16 protein-coding genes and 1 other RNA gene are annotated in these 14,972 nt (G+C 69.0%); 12 read left to right on the forward strand and 5 right to left on the reverse strand.

The genetic code is table 11. The annotated features are described in order from the left end of the window. Positions 1-15 precede the first annotated feature (15 nt). The 6 genes from rbfA to pnp all read left to right on the forward strand — a co-directional run bounded on the left by rbfA (position 16) and on the right by pnp (position 5,606). Positions 16-402: a 30S ribosome-binding factor RbfA gene (rbfA, locus tag IEX18_RS05110; RefSeq protein ID WP_188657591.1), complete on the forward strand. Its 387-nt coding sequence runs from the start codon at positions 16-18 to the stop codon at positions 400-402. An 8-nt stretch (positions 403-410) separates the two neighbouring features. Continuing rightward, positions 411-836: a hypothetical protein gene (locus IEX18_RS05115; protein WP_188657592.1), complete on the forward strand. Its 426-nt coding sequence runs from the start codon at positions 411-413 to the stop codon at positions 834-836. Positions 837-1,146: 310 nt separating this feature from the next. Beyond that, positions 1,147-1,740: a thymidine kinase gene (locus tag IEX18_RS05120; protein WP_188657853.1), complete on the forward strand. Its 594-nt coding sequence runs from the start codon at positions 1,147-1,149 to the stop codon at positions 1,738-1,740. A gap of 11 nt (positions 1,741-1,751) precedes the next feature. After that, positions 1,752-2,798, forward strand: a complete 1,047-nt coding sequence (truB, locus tag IEX18_RS05125; protein WP_188657593.1) for a tRNA pseudouridine(55) synthase TruB — start codon at positions 1,752-1,754, stop codon at positions 2,796-2,798. Then, entirely contained in the window at positions 2,795-3,064 is a 270-nt protein-coding gene (rpsO, locus tag IEX18_RS05130) for a 30S ribosomal protein S15 (protein WP_188657594.1), read from the forward strand. The genes truB and rpsO overlap by 4 nt, the downstream gene beginning before the upstream one ends. A gap of 184 nt (positions 3,065-3,248) precedes the next feature. Beyond that, positions 3,249-5,606: a polyribonucleotide nucleotidyltransferase gene (gene pnp, locus IEX18_RS05135; RefSeq protein ID WP_188657595.1), complete on the forward strand. Its 2,358-nt coding sequence runs from the start codon at positions 3,249-3,251 to the stop codon at positions 5,604-5,606. 212 nt (positions 5,607-5,818) lie between these two features. On the opposite strand, the gene ssrA is transcribed toward pnp, so the two are convergent. Beyond that, positions 5,819-6,192: a transfer-messenger RNA gene (gene ssrA, locus IEX18_RS05140) on the reverse strand. Between the two features lie 39 nt (positions 6,193-6,231). On the opposite strand from ssrA, the gene IEX18_RS05145 reads away from it, so the two are divergent. Further along, positions 6,232-6,666, forward strand: coding sequence for an RrF2 family transcriptional regulator (locus IEX18_RS05145; protein WP_188657596.1), 435 nt, complete (start codon positions 6,232-6,234; stop codon positions 6,664-6,666). A 90-nt stretch (positions 6,667-6,756) separates the two neighbouring features. Here the strand turns inward: IEX18_RS05145 and IEX18_RS05150 are convergent, their stop codons facing one another. Together IEX18_RS05150 and mscL are read right to left on the reverse strand one after the other, a co-directional pair. Then, positions 6,757-7,491, reverse strand: coding sequence for a THxN family PEP-CTERM protein (locus tag IEX18_RS05150; RefSeq protein WP_188657597.1), 735 nt, complete (start codon positions 7,489-7,491; stop codon positions 6,757-6,759). A 166-nt stretch (positions 7,492-7,657) separates the two neighbouring features. Then, positions 7,658-8,098 (reverse strand): large conductance mechanosensitive channel protein MscL, encoded by a 441-nt coding sequence (gene mscL, locus IEX18_RS05155; RefSeq protein WP_188657598.1) that lies wholly within the window; start codon positions 8,096-8,098, stop codon positions 7,658-7,660. Positions 8,099-8,212: 114 nt separating this feature from the next. Here mscL and IEX18_RS05160 point away from each other — a divergent pair, with 114 nt between their 5' ends. From IEX18_RS05160 to IEX18_RS05175, 4 genes are read left to right on the forward strand one after another with little or no spacing between them, the layout of a single operon-like run. After that, the gene (locus IEX18_RS05160) at positions 8,213-8,806 is read left to right on the forward strand and encodes a LemA family protein (protein WP_229664366.1); all 594 of its coding nucleotides are present in this window, start codon (positions 8,213-8,215) and stop codon (positions 8,804-8,806) included. 25 nt (positions 8,807-8,831) lie between these two features. Beyond that, positions 8,832-9,731, forward strand: coding sequence for a TPM domain-containing protein (locus IEX18_RS05165; protein ID WP_188657600.1), 900 nt, complete (start codon positions 8,832-8,834; stop codon positions 9,729-9,731). Next, positions 9,731-10,402: a TPM domain-containing protein gene (locus IEX18_RS05170; protein ID WP_188657601.1), complete on the forward strand. Its 672-nt coding sequence runs from the start codon at positions 9,731-9,733 to the stop codon at positions 10,400-10,402. The genes IEX18_RS05165 and IEX18_RS05170 overlap by 1 nt, the downstream gene beginning before the upstream one ends. Continuing rightward, positions 10,399-10,905: an NUDIX hydrolase gene (locus IEX18_RS05175; protein WP_373284519.1), complete on the forward strand. Its 507-nt coding sequence runs from the start codon at positions 10,399-10,401 to the stop codon at positions 10,903-10,905. The genes IEX18_RS05170 and IEX18_RS05175 overlap by 4 nt, the downstream gene beginning before the upstream one ends. Before the next feature lie 220 nt (positions 10,906-11,125). Here IEX18_RS05175 and IEX18_RS05180 read toward each other — a convergent pair whose 3' ends face one another. Continuing rightward, the gene (locus IEX18_RS05180) at positions 11,126-11,407 is read right to left on the reverse strand and encodes an ETC complex I subunit (protein ID WP_188657602.1); all 282 of its coding nucleotides are present in this window, start codon (positions 11,405-11,407) and stop codon (positions 11,126-11,128) included. A 9-nt stretch (positions 11,408-11,416) separates the two neighbouring features. After that, a complete protein-coding gene (gene hrpB / locus IEX18_RS05185; protein ID WP_229664367.1) occupies positions 11,417-13,846 on the reverse strand; it encodes an ATP-dependent helicase HrpB in 2,430 nt (809 codons plus the stop codon). 153 nt (positions 13,847-13,999) lie between these two features. On the opposite strand from hrpB, the gene IEX18_RS05190 reads away from it, so the two are divergent. Then, a complete protein-coding gene (locus IEX18_RS05190; protein WP_188657603.1) occupies positions 14,000-14,962 on the forward strand; it encodes a cation diffusion facilitator family transporter in 963 nt (320 codons plus the stop codon). Positions 14,963-14,972: the final 10 nt, after the last annotated feature.

Genomic DNA, 14,972 nt, shown 5'->3' on the forward strand with positions numbered 1-14,972 from the left:
GGTAAGGAAGCACGAATGAACAAAGACCCCCAGGAAAAATCCGTCCGCACGCTGCGCGTCGGCGAGCAGGTGCGCCACATCCTGTCCGAGATCCTGCAGCGCGGCGACGTCCATGACGACGTGCTGACCCGCCACATGGTATCGGTGACGGAGGTGCGCATGTCCCCCGACCTGCGCCATGCGACCGTCTTCGTGAAGCCGCTGCTCGGCAAGGACGAGGCTGCGGTGCTGAAGGCGCTGCGCACCAACACCGCCTATCTCCAGCGCGAGGTCGCGCACCGCATCAAGATGAAATATGCGGCGAGGCTGAAGTTCCTCGCCGACGAGAGCTTCGACGAGGGCAGTCATATCGACGCACTGCTCCGACAGCCCGACGTGGCGCGCGATCTGGGCGAGGATTAAGTCTCCCTATGGCGATGATCCTCGTCAGCAATGCGACGAACCGGCCGCTGACAGTCTGGATCGAGCCGTGGTGTGACGAACTGGCACTGCCAGTCAGGTCGATGTTGGCGTTGGAAGCGCCCGCCGAGGAAGATGACGTCGCCGAGCTTGAAATCGTGGAGGACCGATTGGTCGTATGGGCGATGGCGCCCGGCATGCTCTTCGCGTCCATCGATGGGGTAAGGCAGGATACCGGAAGTCGCACGATTGCGCTCCCCGCCGAAATGCTTGGCCTACCCGTGAAAAGCTTCGTGCCTTTGGCGTTCAATGGTCATCCCGAAGCACGCGCCGTGGGTGCGTCGCCTCGCCCATCACAAACGGGCCTATCTTTCCGATTGCGTCGATGGACGAAAGCTTTCGCGCCAACGAGGATCCGCTTCGACCGGCGGCGGTAACCAATCGTCACTATCGGCTCCGATTTGCGCCTCCAGCTTCCCGACCGCCGCATCGGGAGTGTTGGCTGCCGCGATCCACGGCGGTGCATCCCTCCAGAACACGCTTGCGGTGACGTCGTCACTGCTAGGTCCGTATTCCAGGAGCCATGCGATCCTGGTCATGCCTTCCAGCATGCAATCGGACTGAGCCACAGCCCACCACCGTCCATTGGAATAGACTCCCTGATAGCGATCCTCGATGACCGCGATGGGGTACAGATCGGGCGCCACTTCGCTGGACATGATTGCGATCCTGCGGTCTGAAGCGGCGATGGCCAAGCTCTATTTCTACTACGCCTCGATGAACGCCGGGAAGTCGACCAACCTCCTTCAGGCCGATTTCAACTATCGCGAGCGGGGGATGGCGACGATGCTGTTCACCGCGGCGATCGACGACCGGTTCGCGGCGGGGACGATCACTTCGCGGATCGGGCTGGAGGCGCCGGCGACGCCGTTCGACGCCGCCACCGATATCGCCGCCTGCGTGCTCGACCGGCATCGCACCGGGCCGATCGCCTGCGTGCTGGTCGACGAGGCGCAGTTCCTCACCGCGGCGCAGGTGGACCAGCTCGCGCGGCTGGCCGACGGGCATGACATTCCCGTCGTCACCTATGGCCTGCGCACCGACTTCCGCGCGGCGCTGTTTGAGGGATCGGCCCGGCTCTTAGCGCTGGCCGACGCGCTCATCGAGATCAAGTCGGTCTGCGTCTGTGGCCGCAAGGCGACGATGAACCTGCGCGTCGATGCGGCGGGCCATGCGATCGCGGAAGGGCAGCAGACCGAGATCGGCGGCAACGACCGCTATGTCGCGCTGTGCCGGCGGCATTTCGGCGAGGCGCTGGGCGGGGCGGCCGCGATCGGCTAGCAGCCCGCGCCATGCATGGCTGGATCATCCTCGACAAACCGCTGGGCCTCGGCTCCACCCAGGCGGTCTCCGCGGTCAAGCGCGCGCTGCGCAGCGGCGGCTATGCCAAGGCCAAGGTCGGCCATGGCGGCACGCTCGATCCGCTGGCGACGGGCGTGCTGCCGATCGCGATCGGCGAGGCGACCAAGCTCGCCGGGCGGATGCTCGACAGCGACAAGGCCTATGCCTTCACCATCCGCTTCGGGGCGCAGACCGACACGCTGGATGCCGAGGGGCAGGTGATCGCGACCAGCGACGTGCGCCCGACCGCGACGGCGCTGGCCGCGGTGCTGCCGCGCTTCACCGGCCCGATCGCACAGGTGCCGCCGGCCTTCTCGGCGCTGAAGGTCGACGGGCAGCGCGCCTATGACCTGGCGCGCGCGGGGGAGAAGGTGGTGCTGAAGACGCGGGACGTGGTGGTGCATAGCCTTGAGGTCCTCCCCATGCCGGGCATGGGGAGGGGGACCGCCGCCGAAGGCGGTGGTGGAGGGGGCAACGGCGCAGCCGGCGCTGACGCACCGGCCCCTCCACCACGCCCTTCGGGCGCGGTCCCCCTCCCCATCCATGATGGGGAGGATCATGATCTGGAGCTTGAAGAAGCCACCCTCGTCGCGTCTGTCTCGAAGGGCACCTATATCCGCAGCCTGGCGCGCGACCTCGCGCTGGCGCTGGGCATGGTCGGCCATGTCACCATGCTGCGCCGGCTGAAGGCGGGGCCGTTCGACCTGGCGCAGGCGATAACGCTGGACAAGCTGGCCGAATTCGGGCAGGCGCGCACCCTTGAACACCTACTCCTGCCGCTGAGGGCGGGGCTGGACGACATCCCGGCTCTTTCCCTCACCCCCGATCAGGCAGGGGCGCTCCGCCAGGGGCGCGTGCTGGTCGGGATCGCCGCCTCCGATGGCGCGGCCCTTGCGACGTACCGGGACACAGCCGTGGCGCTGGTCGCTGTGCGGAACGGCGAGGTCCGCGTCGAGCGCGGTTTCAATCTCTGGAACGATGTCGAGGAACAGACATGACGATTACCGCTGAGCGCAAGACCGAGCTGGTCAAGGAACATGCCCGCCAGGACGGCGACACCGGTTCGCCCGAGGTGCAGGTCGCGATCCTGACCGAGCGGATCCGCAACCTGACCGAGCATTTCAAGGGCCATGCGAAGGACAACCATTCGCGCCGCGGCCTGCTGATGCTGGTCAACAAGCGCCGGTCGCTGCTGGACTATCTCCGCCACAAGGATGGCGAGCGGTATCTGGCTCTCATCGCGAAGCTGGGTCTTCGCAAGTAAGAGCGAAAGGGCGGCCCTCGGGTCGCCCTTTTGTCATCCCGGTGTCATCGCCGGGCGACAGCAAGGGGGCGCCACGATCGGCGCCCGAGAAGGGAACAGGACAATCCGGTCCCGTCCCCGGAGCCACTAACGGCTCTTCTACAGGCCCCGGCCGGGATAGGCCCGCCGGAGTGAAGGAAACAGAATGTTCGATACCAAGAAGGTGGAAATCCAGTGGGGCGGCAAGACGCTGACGCTGGAAACGGGCCGCGTTGCCCGCCAGGCCGACGGCGCGGTGCTCGCGACGCTCGGCGAGACGGTGGTGCTCTGCGCGGTGACCGCCGCCAAGTCGGTGAAGGAGGGGCAGGACTTCTTCCCCCTCACCGTTCACTATCAGGAGAAGTTCTCGGCCGCCGGCCGTATCCCGGGCGGCTTCTTCAAGCGCGAGCGGGGCGCGACCGAGCGGGAGACGCTGGTCAGCCGTCTGATCGATCGTCCGATCCGACCGCTCTTCCCGGAAGGCTTCTACAACGAGATCAACGCGATCTGTCAGGTCCTCTCCTATGACGGCGAGAACGAGCCCGACATTCTCGCCATGGTCGCGGCCTCGGCGGCGCTGACCATTTCCGGCGTGCCCTTCATGGGCCCGATCGGCGCGGCGCGCGTCGGCTACAAGGATGGCGAGTATCAGCTCAACCCGACCGATGCCGAGGTGCTGGAGGGCGATCTCGATCTGGTCGTCGCCGCCACGCACGACGCGGTGATGATGGTCGAGTCCGAGGCCAAGGAGCTGTCGGAAGAGGTGATGCTGGGCGCGGTGATGTTCGCGCACAAGGCCTCGCAGCAGATCATCGACGCGATCATCGACCTCGCCGAACAGTCGGCCAAGGATCCTTGGGAGCTGGCGCCGGTCGAAGACAAGTCGGCCAAGATGGCCAAGCTGAAGAAGGCGATCGGCAAGGACCTGGAGGCGGCGTACAAGCTGACCGACAAGCAGGCCCGCCAGACCGCCGTCAACGCCGCCCGCACCAAGGCGCGCGAGGCGTTCGCCGACCTGAAGGACAGCGATCCGGCCGAGTATCTCGGCACGCTCAAGCTCGTGAAGAAGCTGGAGGCGGACATCGTCCGCGGCGCGATCCTGAAGACCGGCCGCCGCATCGACGGCCGCGACACCAAGACGGTCCGTCCGATCGCCGCGGAGGTCCACTTCCTCCCGCGCGCGCACGGCTCGGCGCTGTTCACCCGTGGCGAGACCCAGACGATCGCCACCACCACGCTGGGCACCCGCGATGCGGAGCAGATGATCGACGGCCTCAACGGCCTGTCGTACCAGCACTTCATGCTGCACTATAACTTCCCGCCCTATTCGGTCGGCGAAGTCGGCCGCTTCGGCGCGCCGGGCCGGCGCGAGGTCGGTCACGGCAAGCTGGCGTGGCGGGCGCTCCACCCGGTCCTGCCGACCAAGGAGGAGTTCCCCTATACGATCCGCGTCACCAGCGACATCACCGAGTCGAACGGCTCGTCGTCGATGGCGACCGTCTGTGGTGGCTCGCTGTCGCTGATGGACGCGGGCGTGCCGATCAAGCGCCCGGTCTCGGGCATCGCGATGGGCCTGATCCTGGAGGGCAAGGACTTCGCCGTCCTGTCCGACATCCTGGGTGACGAGGATCATCTGGGCGACATGGACTTCAAGGTCGCCGGCACCAGCGAGGGCATCACCAGCCTGCAGATGGACATCAAGATCGCCGGCATCACCGAGGAGATCATGAAGGTCGCGCTGGCGCAGGCCAAGGACGGCCGCGCGCACATCCTGGCCGAGATGAACAAGGCGCTGAGCGACACCCGCACCGAACTGTCGGCGCACGCGCCGCGGATCGAGACCTTCACGATCGACAAGTCGAAGATCCGCGAAGTGATCGGCACCGGCGGCAAGGTGATCCGCGAGATCGTCGCCACGACGGGCGCCAAGGTCGACATCGACGACGAGGGCGTGATCAAGGTGTCCTCGTCCGACGGCGCGCAGATCGAGGCCGCGATCAAGTGGATCAAGGGCCTGGTCGAAGAGGCCGAGGTCGGCAAGATCTATGACGGCAAGGTCGTCAATCTGGTCGATTTCGGTGCGTTCGTGAACTTCATGGGCGGCAAGGACGGCCTCGTCCACGTCTCCGAGATCAAGAACGAGCGCGTCGAGAAGGTGTCGGACGTCCTGTCCGAGGGCCAGGCCGTCAAGGTCAAGGTTCTCGAGATCGATCCGCGCGGCAAGGTCCGCCTGTCGATGCGCGTCGTCGATCAGGAGACCGGCGCCGAGCTGGAGGACACCCGCCCCGCCCGCGCCCCGCGCGAGGGTGGTGATCGTGGCCCGCGCGGCGACCGCGGCGACCGTGGCCCGCGTCGCGAGGGCGGCCGTGAGGGTGGCGACCGCGAGGGCGGCCGTGGCCCGCGCCGCGACCGTGGCGATCGCGGTCCCCGTCGCGAGCGCAGCGAAGGCGGCAATGGCGGCGGCAACGACGACGGCCCCGCGCCCGACTTCGCCCCCGCCTTCCTGACCGGCGACCGCGACTGACGCGACGCCGCCGTCACGGCATGACATGAGAAAGGCCCGGGAGCGATCCCGGGCCTTTTTCTTGTCACCGACGATGCGGCGGGCGGGCCTTCCGGCCTCGCCATGCACGGGCGCACGCCGGCCACGGCTTCGCCGCGGCCCGAGGCGCGCCTCGTCGCGCGTGCAATGGAGAAGGTGGAGGGGCTTCTGTTGCCCGGTGCCCTCCGAACCGCTGGAATCCCCTTCTGTTGCCCGGTGGGGTCCGACCGCGCTATCTTGGTGTAACCTTAGGCCGTGAGGCCCTCAGTTACGCCGCAATCGCGAGTGCTTCGTTATCGTTGGCACTTGTGTAATGGGCCGTTGCGGTGGTCCCATTCCGAGCGAAAACAGCGCGTTTCAGCACACGTCGATCCTAGTTCGGCCCCGTCAACGATGCTGAACCGATCGCTGCCTGCTGGAAGCAGGCCGACAGGATTCAGCTCCGATGGTGGAGCCGCCGGGTACCGCCCCCGGGTCCGCTGGGCCTATTGAACGCCGCAGTTTATCGCCATAGCCGGACGAGCCGGCACGGAGCGATATAGTGAGCCATCGCGTTCGCTGCAAACGCCTTTCGCTCGCCATAATAGAGGTTCATAGGGCCAGCATCATGTTGACCCAGCGTTCCCGCTACGCCCTGCGCGCGATGCTGTTCCTCGCCCGGCAGCCCGCGGCGGGGGGCCCTCCCACCCCGATGACCCGGATCGCGCAGGAGGCGAACGTCCCGCGCAAGTTCCTGGAGCTGATCCTCGCCGACCTGCGCGAGGCGGGGCTGGTGCTCAGCCATCGCGGCAAACTGGGCGGCTATGTGCTCGCCCGCGGCGCCCACCTGATCTCGCTGGGCGACATCATCCGGGTGATCGAGGGGCCGCTGGCGCTGGTGCCCTGCGTCAGCCGTACCGCCTATCGCCGCTGCCTGGACTGCAAGAGCGAGGCCGACTGCGCGATCCGCCACGCGATGATGCGGGTGCGCGACGAGACAGCCCGCATCCTCGACGGCACCAGCCTCGCCGATGCGACCGCGGAGGATCTCGCCGCCGCCTGACGCGAAAGAGGCCCCGGCAAAGCTGCCGGGGCCTCCTGCTTGGGACCGATCATCCCGCCGGCGCCGGGCGCCGGAGGGATGTCATGCGGATCAGGCGATCGTCATCGCAGTGCCGCGGCGGCGGTAACGGGCGGCGGCGCCAACCATCCCGAAGCCCACGAACATCAGCGCCCAGGTCGCCGGCTCGGGGATCGCGCTGGTGACGGTGTAGCGACCGACCAGCGAGACCGAGGTGCGCTTGTCCTCGTCGGCGATGAAGAACTGCTGCGGCATGTTGTTGGAACCGGTGGTGAATCCGTCGACGAAGAAGTTGACGGTCTCGTTGCCGACCTTGAACGTCTTGCTCTGCGAGGCGAACGGATTGATCGTGATCCGGTCCGAACAGGGCGTCGCGCTGACATAGGGGCAGTTGGCGGTGGAGCCCTGGTTGGGCGTCTCGTCGATGCCGATCGCGAAGTTGAACACCGGCGACAGCGTGACGCCGTTATAGACGAAGCTGGACGCCAGGTTCAGCCCCACCGAGGTCGCGGCGGTGCCGGCCTCAATCGTCTTGTTGATATAGGTCAGCGTGCCGAGCACGAACTGCTGGTTGGCGCTCACCGTCTGCGCTGCCGCCGACACGAAGTCGAGGCCCGACTGGGCGTTCGCGCTGTTGGCGGGGCGGCCCCAGCGCACCGAATCGTCGTTGTTGCTGATCGAGCTGATCGACGTGCCCTGCACGTTCGAGAAGGTCGAGTTGGTCGTGGCCAGCGTGGCGGCCTGCGCCCCCGACATGGCGATCATCGAGGCGGCGGCGAAAGCAGCAATCTTCAGAACCCGGTTCATGGTAAACCCCCTATTCATCCTATGTGGCCGGGGATTTTTCCGTTCGGAAGCAACCCCGTGCCGATCTGCTATGATGAAATAGGTTCCGGAATCTCTGGTTAACTTCGCGACTCTTTTCCCAATAAGGGAATTAACCTTCTAAGCTTCGCTGCATCCGCGATTTTCTTTACGGACGCCGCCGCAATTCGTCGCGGATCTCCCGCAGCAGCGCGACATCCTGTGGCTCGGGCGCGGCTTCGGGCGCGGCCTTTTCACGCTCGAATGCCGACAGACCGCGATTCACCGTGCGCACCACCAGGAAGATGATGAAGGCGACGATCACAAAGTTGACCAGGACGGTGATGAACTCTCCATAGCCGAGCAACGGCACCCCCGCCTTCTTCAGCGCGGCATAGTCGCTTGATCCGCGCAAGGCGTCCGGCACCGGGCCCATGACCAGGAAGTAGCTGGAAAAGTCGAGCCCGCCGAAGATCTTGCCGATCATCGGCATCAATATGTCGTCGGTCAGCGAGGTCACGATCCGGCCGAACGCGGCACCGACGATCACCGCCACGGCGAGGTCGAGCACGTTGCCACGCATGATGAACGTCTTGAATTCTTTCAGCATGATCCCGTCTCCAGCAATCCTGACGGGCGGAAAGCCTAGCTGCCGATTCACCCTTCGCCAAGCGGCGGCGCTGTCCTATATGGATGACACAGGTTTTCAGGAGCCATGCCACCGATGCGTACCGCGCTTACCCGACCCGCCCTTGGCCTCGGCCTTGCCCTTTCGCTGGCCGGCTGCGGCATCAACTCGATCCCGACCGCGGAGGAGAATGTGAAGGCCAAGTGGGCGGAGGTGCAGAACAACTACCAGCGCCGCGCCGACCTGATCCCCAATCTCGTCTCCACCGTGCGCGCCGCCGGCGCGCAGGAGAAGGACATCCTGACCCAGGTGACCCAGGCCCGCGCGAGCGCCAGCCAGGTCCAGCTGTCGGGCGACCAGCTCACCGATCCGCAGGCGATGGCGAACTTCGCGCGCGCGCAGGGCGCCGTGACGCTCTCGCTGCAGCGACTGCAGGAAGCCTATCCCGAGCTGAAGTCGCAGGGCAATTACACCACGCTGATGAGCCAGCTCGAGGGCACCGAGAACCGGATCGCCATCGCCCGCAACGATTACAACCAGGCGGTGCAGTCCTATAACACCCAGATCCGCACCTTCCCCGATGCGATCGGCGCGCGCATCTTCTATGGCGCCAAGCCGATCACGCCCTTCACCGCGACCACGCCGGGGGCGGAGACCGCGCCCAAGGTCGATTTCGGCAACGCGGGCTGACCGGGCGCTGATCGGCCCTATCGCCATGATCCGCTGGCTCGCGGCGCTGCTCCTCCTGCTCGGCGCGAGCACGGCGGGAGCGCAGACCTTTCCCAAGTTCACCGGGCTGGTGGTCGATACCGCCAATGTCCTGCCGCCTGCGCAGGAAGCGGCGATCACGGCGAAGCTGGAGGCCTTGCAGCGCGACACCAAGCGCCAGCTGGTCGTCGTCACGATACCGACCACCGACGGCTATCCGCTGGAGGATTACGGCTACAAGCTGGGGCGCGACTGGGGTGTAGGCCTGCGCGATGTGAATAACGGGATCGTCCTGTTCGCGGCTGTCAACAATCCGGTGGGCCATCGTGGCCCGCGGATCGAGGTCGGGCGCGGGCTGGAACCGGTGATGACCGATGCGCTGTCCAGCCAGATCGTCTACGGCACGATGCTGCCGCTGATCCGCCAGGGCAAGGTGCCCGAGGCGTTTGATGCCGGCGTCGACCTGATCATCGCGCAGCTGCGGGCCGCGCCTGACGACGCCAAGGCGCGGACGGCGGCGGCGGAAAAGGAATTCGACCGAACCCATACACGCCGGGACGGCAGCGGCGGCGGCGTACCAGTCGCGCTGATCTTCTGGCTGGTCGTTCTGGGCTTCATCGTGCTGCCGATGCTCCTGCGCCGCGGCGGACGCGGGCAGCGCTATAATGCCGGCCCATGGGGCGATCGCCGCGGTGGCGGCAGCGATCCGACCCTGCCGATCGTGCTCTGGTCGATCGCCAACGAGATCGGCCGGTCGCGGTCCGGCGGCTGGGGCGGCGGCGGCGGTGGCGGTTGGGGCGGTGGCTCCGATGGCGGCGGCGGCAGCGACGGCAGCTGGGGCGGCGGCGGCTTCACCGGCGGCGGCGGCGGCGATTTCGGGGGCGGCGGCGCCTCGGGGGACTGGTGATGCGGCTGGGCGATGCGGATCGCGCGGCGATCGCCGCGGCCGTCACCGCGGCGGAAGCGCAGACGGACGGCGAGATCGTGACGATCGTCGCCGGTGAATCGGACGCCTATCACGACGTCGCGCTGCACTGGGCGGTGCTGGCGATGCTGCTGATCCCCGCGATCTTCGCCGCCCTGCCCGCGCTGCCCGACCGCCTCCATGCCCTCGTCGCCGATCCCTGGGGCGAGGCGCCGGGCACCGCGATGCTCTTCACGCTCCTGCTGGTGGCGATGGCGCTTGCCTTCCTGCTCGTTCGGGTCGCCCTGTCGTCGCCCGGCCTTCGCATCGCGCTGACGCCGCGATCGACCCGCGCGCGGCGGGTGCGGCGGCGCGCGCTGCTGCTGTTCCGCACCGCCGCCGAGTCGCGGACACGGGCGGCGACCGCGGTGCTGCTCTACCTGTCGCTGGCGGAACATCGCGCCGAAATCGTCGCCGACGCCGCGATCCACCAGCGGGTGACGCCCGACGTGTGGGGCGAAGCGATGGCGGCGCTGCTACTCGCGCTCAAGGAGGGGCGGCCCGGCGACGGCATGGCCGCCGCAGTCGAGCGGATCGGCGCGGTGCTGGCGGAACACTTCCCGCGCTCGCCCGACGACACCAACGAACTGCCGGACCGGGTGATCGAGCTGTGACCGAGACGATGTGGGAGGGCCGCTATCTGACGGTCCGCAAGCAGGGCAGTTGGGAATATGCCGAGCGGCAGGGTCAGATCGGCGCGGCGGTGATCGTCGCGGTCGACGACCAGGGCCGGCTGGTCATGGTCGAACAGTTTCGCATCCCGATCGGCCGCCGCACGCTCGAACTGCCCGCCGGGCTGGTCGGCGACGAGACCGAGGGCGAATCGCTCGCGACCGCCGCCGCGCGCGAACTGGAGGAAGAGACGGGCTTCCGCCCCGCCGCGATCGAGGATCTCGGGCTCTTCTACTCCTCGCCCGGCATGACGTCCGAAAGCTTCCATATCGTCCGCGCCACCGGTCTGGAGCGGGTGAGCGCCGGTGGCGGCGACGGGCAGGAAGACATCACCGTCCACCTCGTGCCGCTGGCCGAGGTGGCGGACTATATCCGGCAGGCGCGTGAGCGGGGGCTAGGGATCGACGCCAAGACGCTGCTGGTGCTGGACATCGCGACGATGTGAGAGGGGTCCTGATGCAAGGCGATCGCCTGGCGGGATCGTCGCCCCAGCGCAGGCTGGGGCCTCTCGCAGCTCTTGCCGTGCCCCATGGCCGGGAGACCCCGGCCTTCGCCGGGGTGACGGCTTGGCGGGAGAGCACGTCCACGTCCACAGCCGTTCGTGCTGAGCCTGTCGAAGCACTGCCTCCCCGCGCCGCACCCAGCGCGCCGGAACGGCCCTGATCTTACCGGAAATTGTCCGCGTAAGCCTGCAGCTTCAGGGTCTTCTTCGGCGCGGGCACGACGGTGTAGTCATGCCCTTCCTTCTCGCAATGCGCGATCGCCGCGTCCAGCGTGGGGAAGAAGAGGCGGATCTGGTCGCGCGTGTCGCCGCTGCCCGCCCAGCCCGTCAGCGGATCGGCATGTTTGGGCTCGGCCGGCTCGAATTCGAGCTGCCAGAGATCGGTGCGCGCGCGCCCGGACTGCATTGCGTTCTTCGGGCGCTGGAAGATGCGAGCGGTAGCCATGCCGCTCCCTTATCGCGATCCGCGCGCCCGCGCATCCGCATTCTTCGTCCGCAGCGTCGCGGCCGCGCCGGCGGGATCGTCCGGCCAGGGGTGGCGCGGATAGCGGCCGCGCATCTCCTTCGCCACCGCCGCCCAGCTGCCTGCCCAGAAGCCGGGCAGGTCGCGCGTCGTCTGGATCGGGCGGCCGGCGGGGCTGGTCAGCGACAGGACCAGCGGCGTGGTGCCGACCATCGGATGCGTCGCCAGCCCGAACAGCGCCTGCACGCGCAGCTCGACCCGCGGGCCGCCCTCTGCGCCATAGTCGATCGCATGGCTGCTCCCCGCCGGGCTGGTAAAGTGCGAGGGCGCCTCGCGGTCGATCCGGCGCATCGCATCCCAGCCGATCGCGTCGCGCATCGCCTCGATCAGCGCGCCCGGCTCGACCTGCGCCAGCCGCCGCTTGCCCGCGACCAGCGGCGGCAGCCACTCGTCGAGCCGCTCCGCCAGCAAGGCATCGGCGTCGATCCCGGCATAGGCGGCGCGGGTGCGCAGTGCGGCGGCGCGCTCGTCCCACGGCAGCAGCGACAGGCCGTGCGTGCGCACCCCTTCGACCAGCGCTGCGGCGATGGCGGCGGGGTCCGCCTCGCTGTCGGGGCCGCTGCGCAGACGCAGCGCGCCCAGCCGCCGCTCGCGCTTCGCCTCGATGCCGCCGGTCGCGGGGTCGAAGGCGACGATGCGCTGCACGTCGATCGCTTCGCCGAAAAGTTGCTCGATCGTCGCGAGGTCGATCGGCGCGGCCGACAGGATGCGTGCGCCTGCCGCCACGCCCTGCGTCTCCGCCACCGCCAGCCACTCGCTCCGCGCCAGCGACGAGGCGGGGTCGAGGCGGAAGCCGCGCCCGCCGACGCTCGCCCAATGCTCGCCGCTCGCGTCGCGGCGGCGGGCGACCCGATCCGGAAAGCCCAGAGCGACGCAGGCCCCTTCCCCGCCGTCGCCGCCGCCCGGCTCGCCGCCGGCGATGCGGGCCCAGCGCTGCGCCAGATGGCGGGCGGCCATGGCCTTGGAACCGCCTTCGCGTCGCCAGCGGCGGCGGCGCGTCTCCAGATCGGGATCGTCGCCGCCGACGCCCCGCTCGGACAGGAGCACCGCCACCTCCGCCGCGACCGCGCCCAGCCCGCATTCCCCGGCCGCGATCAGCATATGCGCCAGCCGGGGCGCCATCGGCAGGGCGGCGATGCGGCGGCCATGCGCGGTCGGCCGGCCATCGGCGTCGAGCGCGCCGAGCCGCTTGAGCCGCGCACCTGCCTCCGCCACCGCGGCGGCCGGCGGCGGATCGATCCATTGGAGATCGCGCGGATCGCTCACGCCCCACAGCGCCGCGGCGAGGACGAGGCCGGACAGGTCCGCCTCCAGCATCTCGGGCGGATCGAAACGCGGCAGGCCGGCGGTCGCCGCCTCCTCCCACAGGCGATAGGCGACGCCCGGCCCCTGCCGCGCGGCGCGGCCCGCACGCTGCGTGGCGGCGGCCTGGCTGACCCGCTCGGTGGCCAGCCGCGTCATCCCCGCTGCGCGATCGTAGCGGGGGCGGCGCGCGAGCCCTGAATCGACCACGACGCGTATGCCGTCGAGCGTCAGGCTGGTCTCCGCGATCGCGGTCGCCAGCACCAGCTTGCGCGTCGCCGCCGGCTGGATTGCCGCCCGCTGGGCGCCGGGGTCTAGGCTGCCATGGAGCCGGTAGAGCGTGACGTCCGGCGGCAGCGGCCCCACCCGTTCCGCCACCCGCTCGATCTCCGCTACCCCGGGCAGGAAGGCGAGCACCCCGCCCTCCTCCTCCGCCAGCGCGCGACGGATCGCGCCGGCCATCTCGTCCTCGATCCGGCGCTCGGCGGCGCGGCCGATATGGCGCAGCGCCAGCGGCCAGCTGCGCCCCTCGCTCTCGATCACCGGCGCATCGCCCATCAGCGCGGCGAAGCGCCCCCCGTCCAGCGTCGCCGACATTGCGACCAGCCGCAGGTCCGGCCGGAATGCCGCCTGCGCGTCGAGCGCGAAGGCGAGCGCGACGTCGCTGTCGAGGCTGCGCTCATGCACCTCGTCGAACAGCACGGCCGACACGCCCGCCAGCTCCGGATCGGCCTGGATCCGCGCGACGAAGATGCCCTGCGTGACAACCGTCACCCGCGTCGCGGCGGAGCGGCGCGAGTCCATGCGGGTGGCATAGCCGAAAGTGCCGCCCGGCTGCTCGCCGGCGAGCTGCGCCATCCGCTCCGCCGCCGCCCGCGCGGCGAGACGGCGGGGGGAAAGCAGCAGCACCTCGCCGGTGCACCAGTCCTCGCCCAGCAGCGCCGGCGCCATCGCGGTCGTCTTGCCTGCGCCCGGCGGCGCGACCAGCACCGCGTTGGAGCCGGTGCGCAGCGCGGCGAGCAGGTCGGGCAGCACGACGTGGATAGGCAGCGAGGTCACGCCGAGGGCTTTGGCACAGAATGGACGGTGGGTGACAGAGTTTGGAGGCGGGACAAGCTGACTGCGGACGAACCGGATGTCGTATCGAGCCTTGCCCGAAGGTTCCACACCCCCCGGTTCCCTCCGCCCCGCATCCGCGATAGAGACACGGGCGTGAGCGGCTTCCACCATCATCACCACGGCCACAGCCACGATCATGGGCACGATCACGGCCACGGCGCGGGGCACCACGGACATCACCACGGCCATGTCCATGGTCCGGGCGAATATGACCGCGCCTTCGCGATCGGGATCGCGCTCAACCTCCTCTATGTCGTGGCGGAGGCGGGGTTCGGGCTGTGGAACGGCTCGGTCGCGCTGCTCGCCGATGCGGGGCACAACCTGTCCGACGTGCTGGGGCTGGCGGTCGCCTGGGGCGGGGCCTCGCTGGCGCGGCGGCCGGCGACCAAGCGCTTCACCTATGGGCTGAAGGGATCGACGATCCTCGCCGCGCTCGCCAATGCGCTGCTGCTGCTCGTCGCGCTCGGCGCGATCGTGCTGGAGGCGGTGCAGCGGATCGGATCGCCGCCGCCGCTCGCGGGCCTCACCATCTCCGCGGTCGCAGGCGCGGGGATCGCGGTCAACGCCTTCACCGCCTGGCTGTTCGCGCGCGGGCGGCATGGCGACGTCAATATCCGCGGCGCCTATCTCCACATGGCCGCCGATGCATTGGTCTCGGCGGGCGTGGTGGTGGCGGGCGTGGCGATCTGGGCGACGGGGCTCGGCTGGATCGACCCGGTCGTCAGCCTCGTCATCGCCGCGCTGATCTTCTGGCAGACCTGGGGGCTGCTCAAGGAGACGCTGGGCATGGCGCTGGCCGGCGTGCCGCGCGGGATCGACTTCGACGAAGTCTCGGCCGCGCTCGTCGCGCTGCCTGGGGTGGAGCGGCTGCACGACCTGCATATCTGGCCGATGTCGACCACCGAGCCGGTGCTGACCGCGCACCTCTTGATGCCGACCGGCCATCCTGGCGACGCCTTCCTCGCCAAGGCCCAGGCGATGCTGCGCGAGCGGTTCGGGATCGGCCATGCGACGCTGCAGGTGGAGACGGGCGGCGACTGCGCCGCGGGCTGCTGACGATATCGAG

Source organism: Sphingomonas metalli, from assembly GCF_014641735.1.
Taxonomy (GTDB): Bacteria; Pseudomonadota; Alphaproteobacteria; order Sphingomonadales; family Sphingomonadaceae; genus Sphingomonas; species Sphingomonas metalli.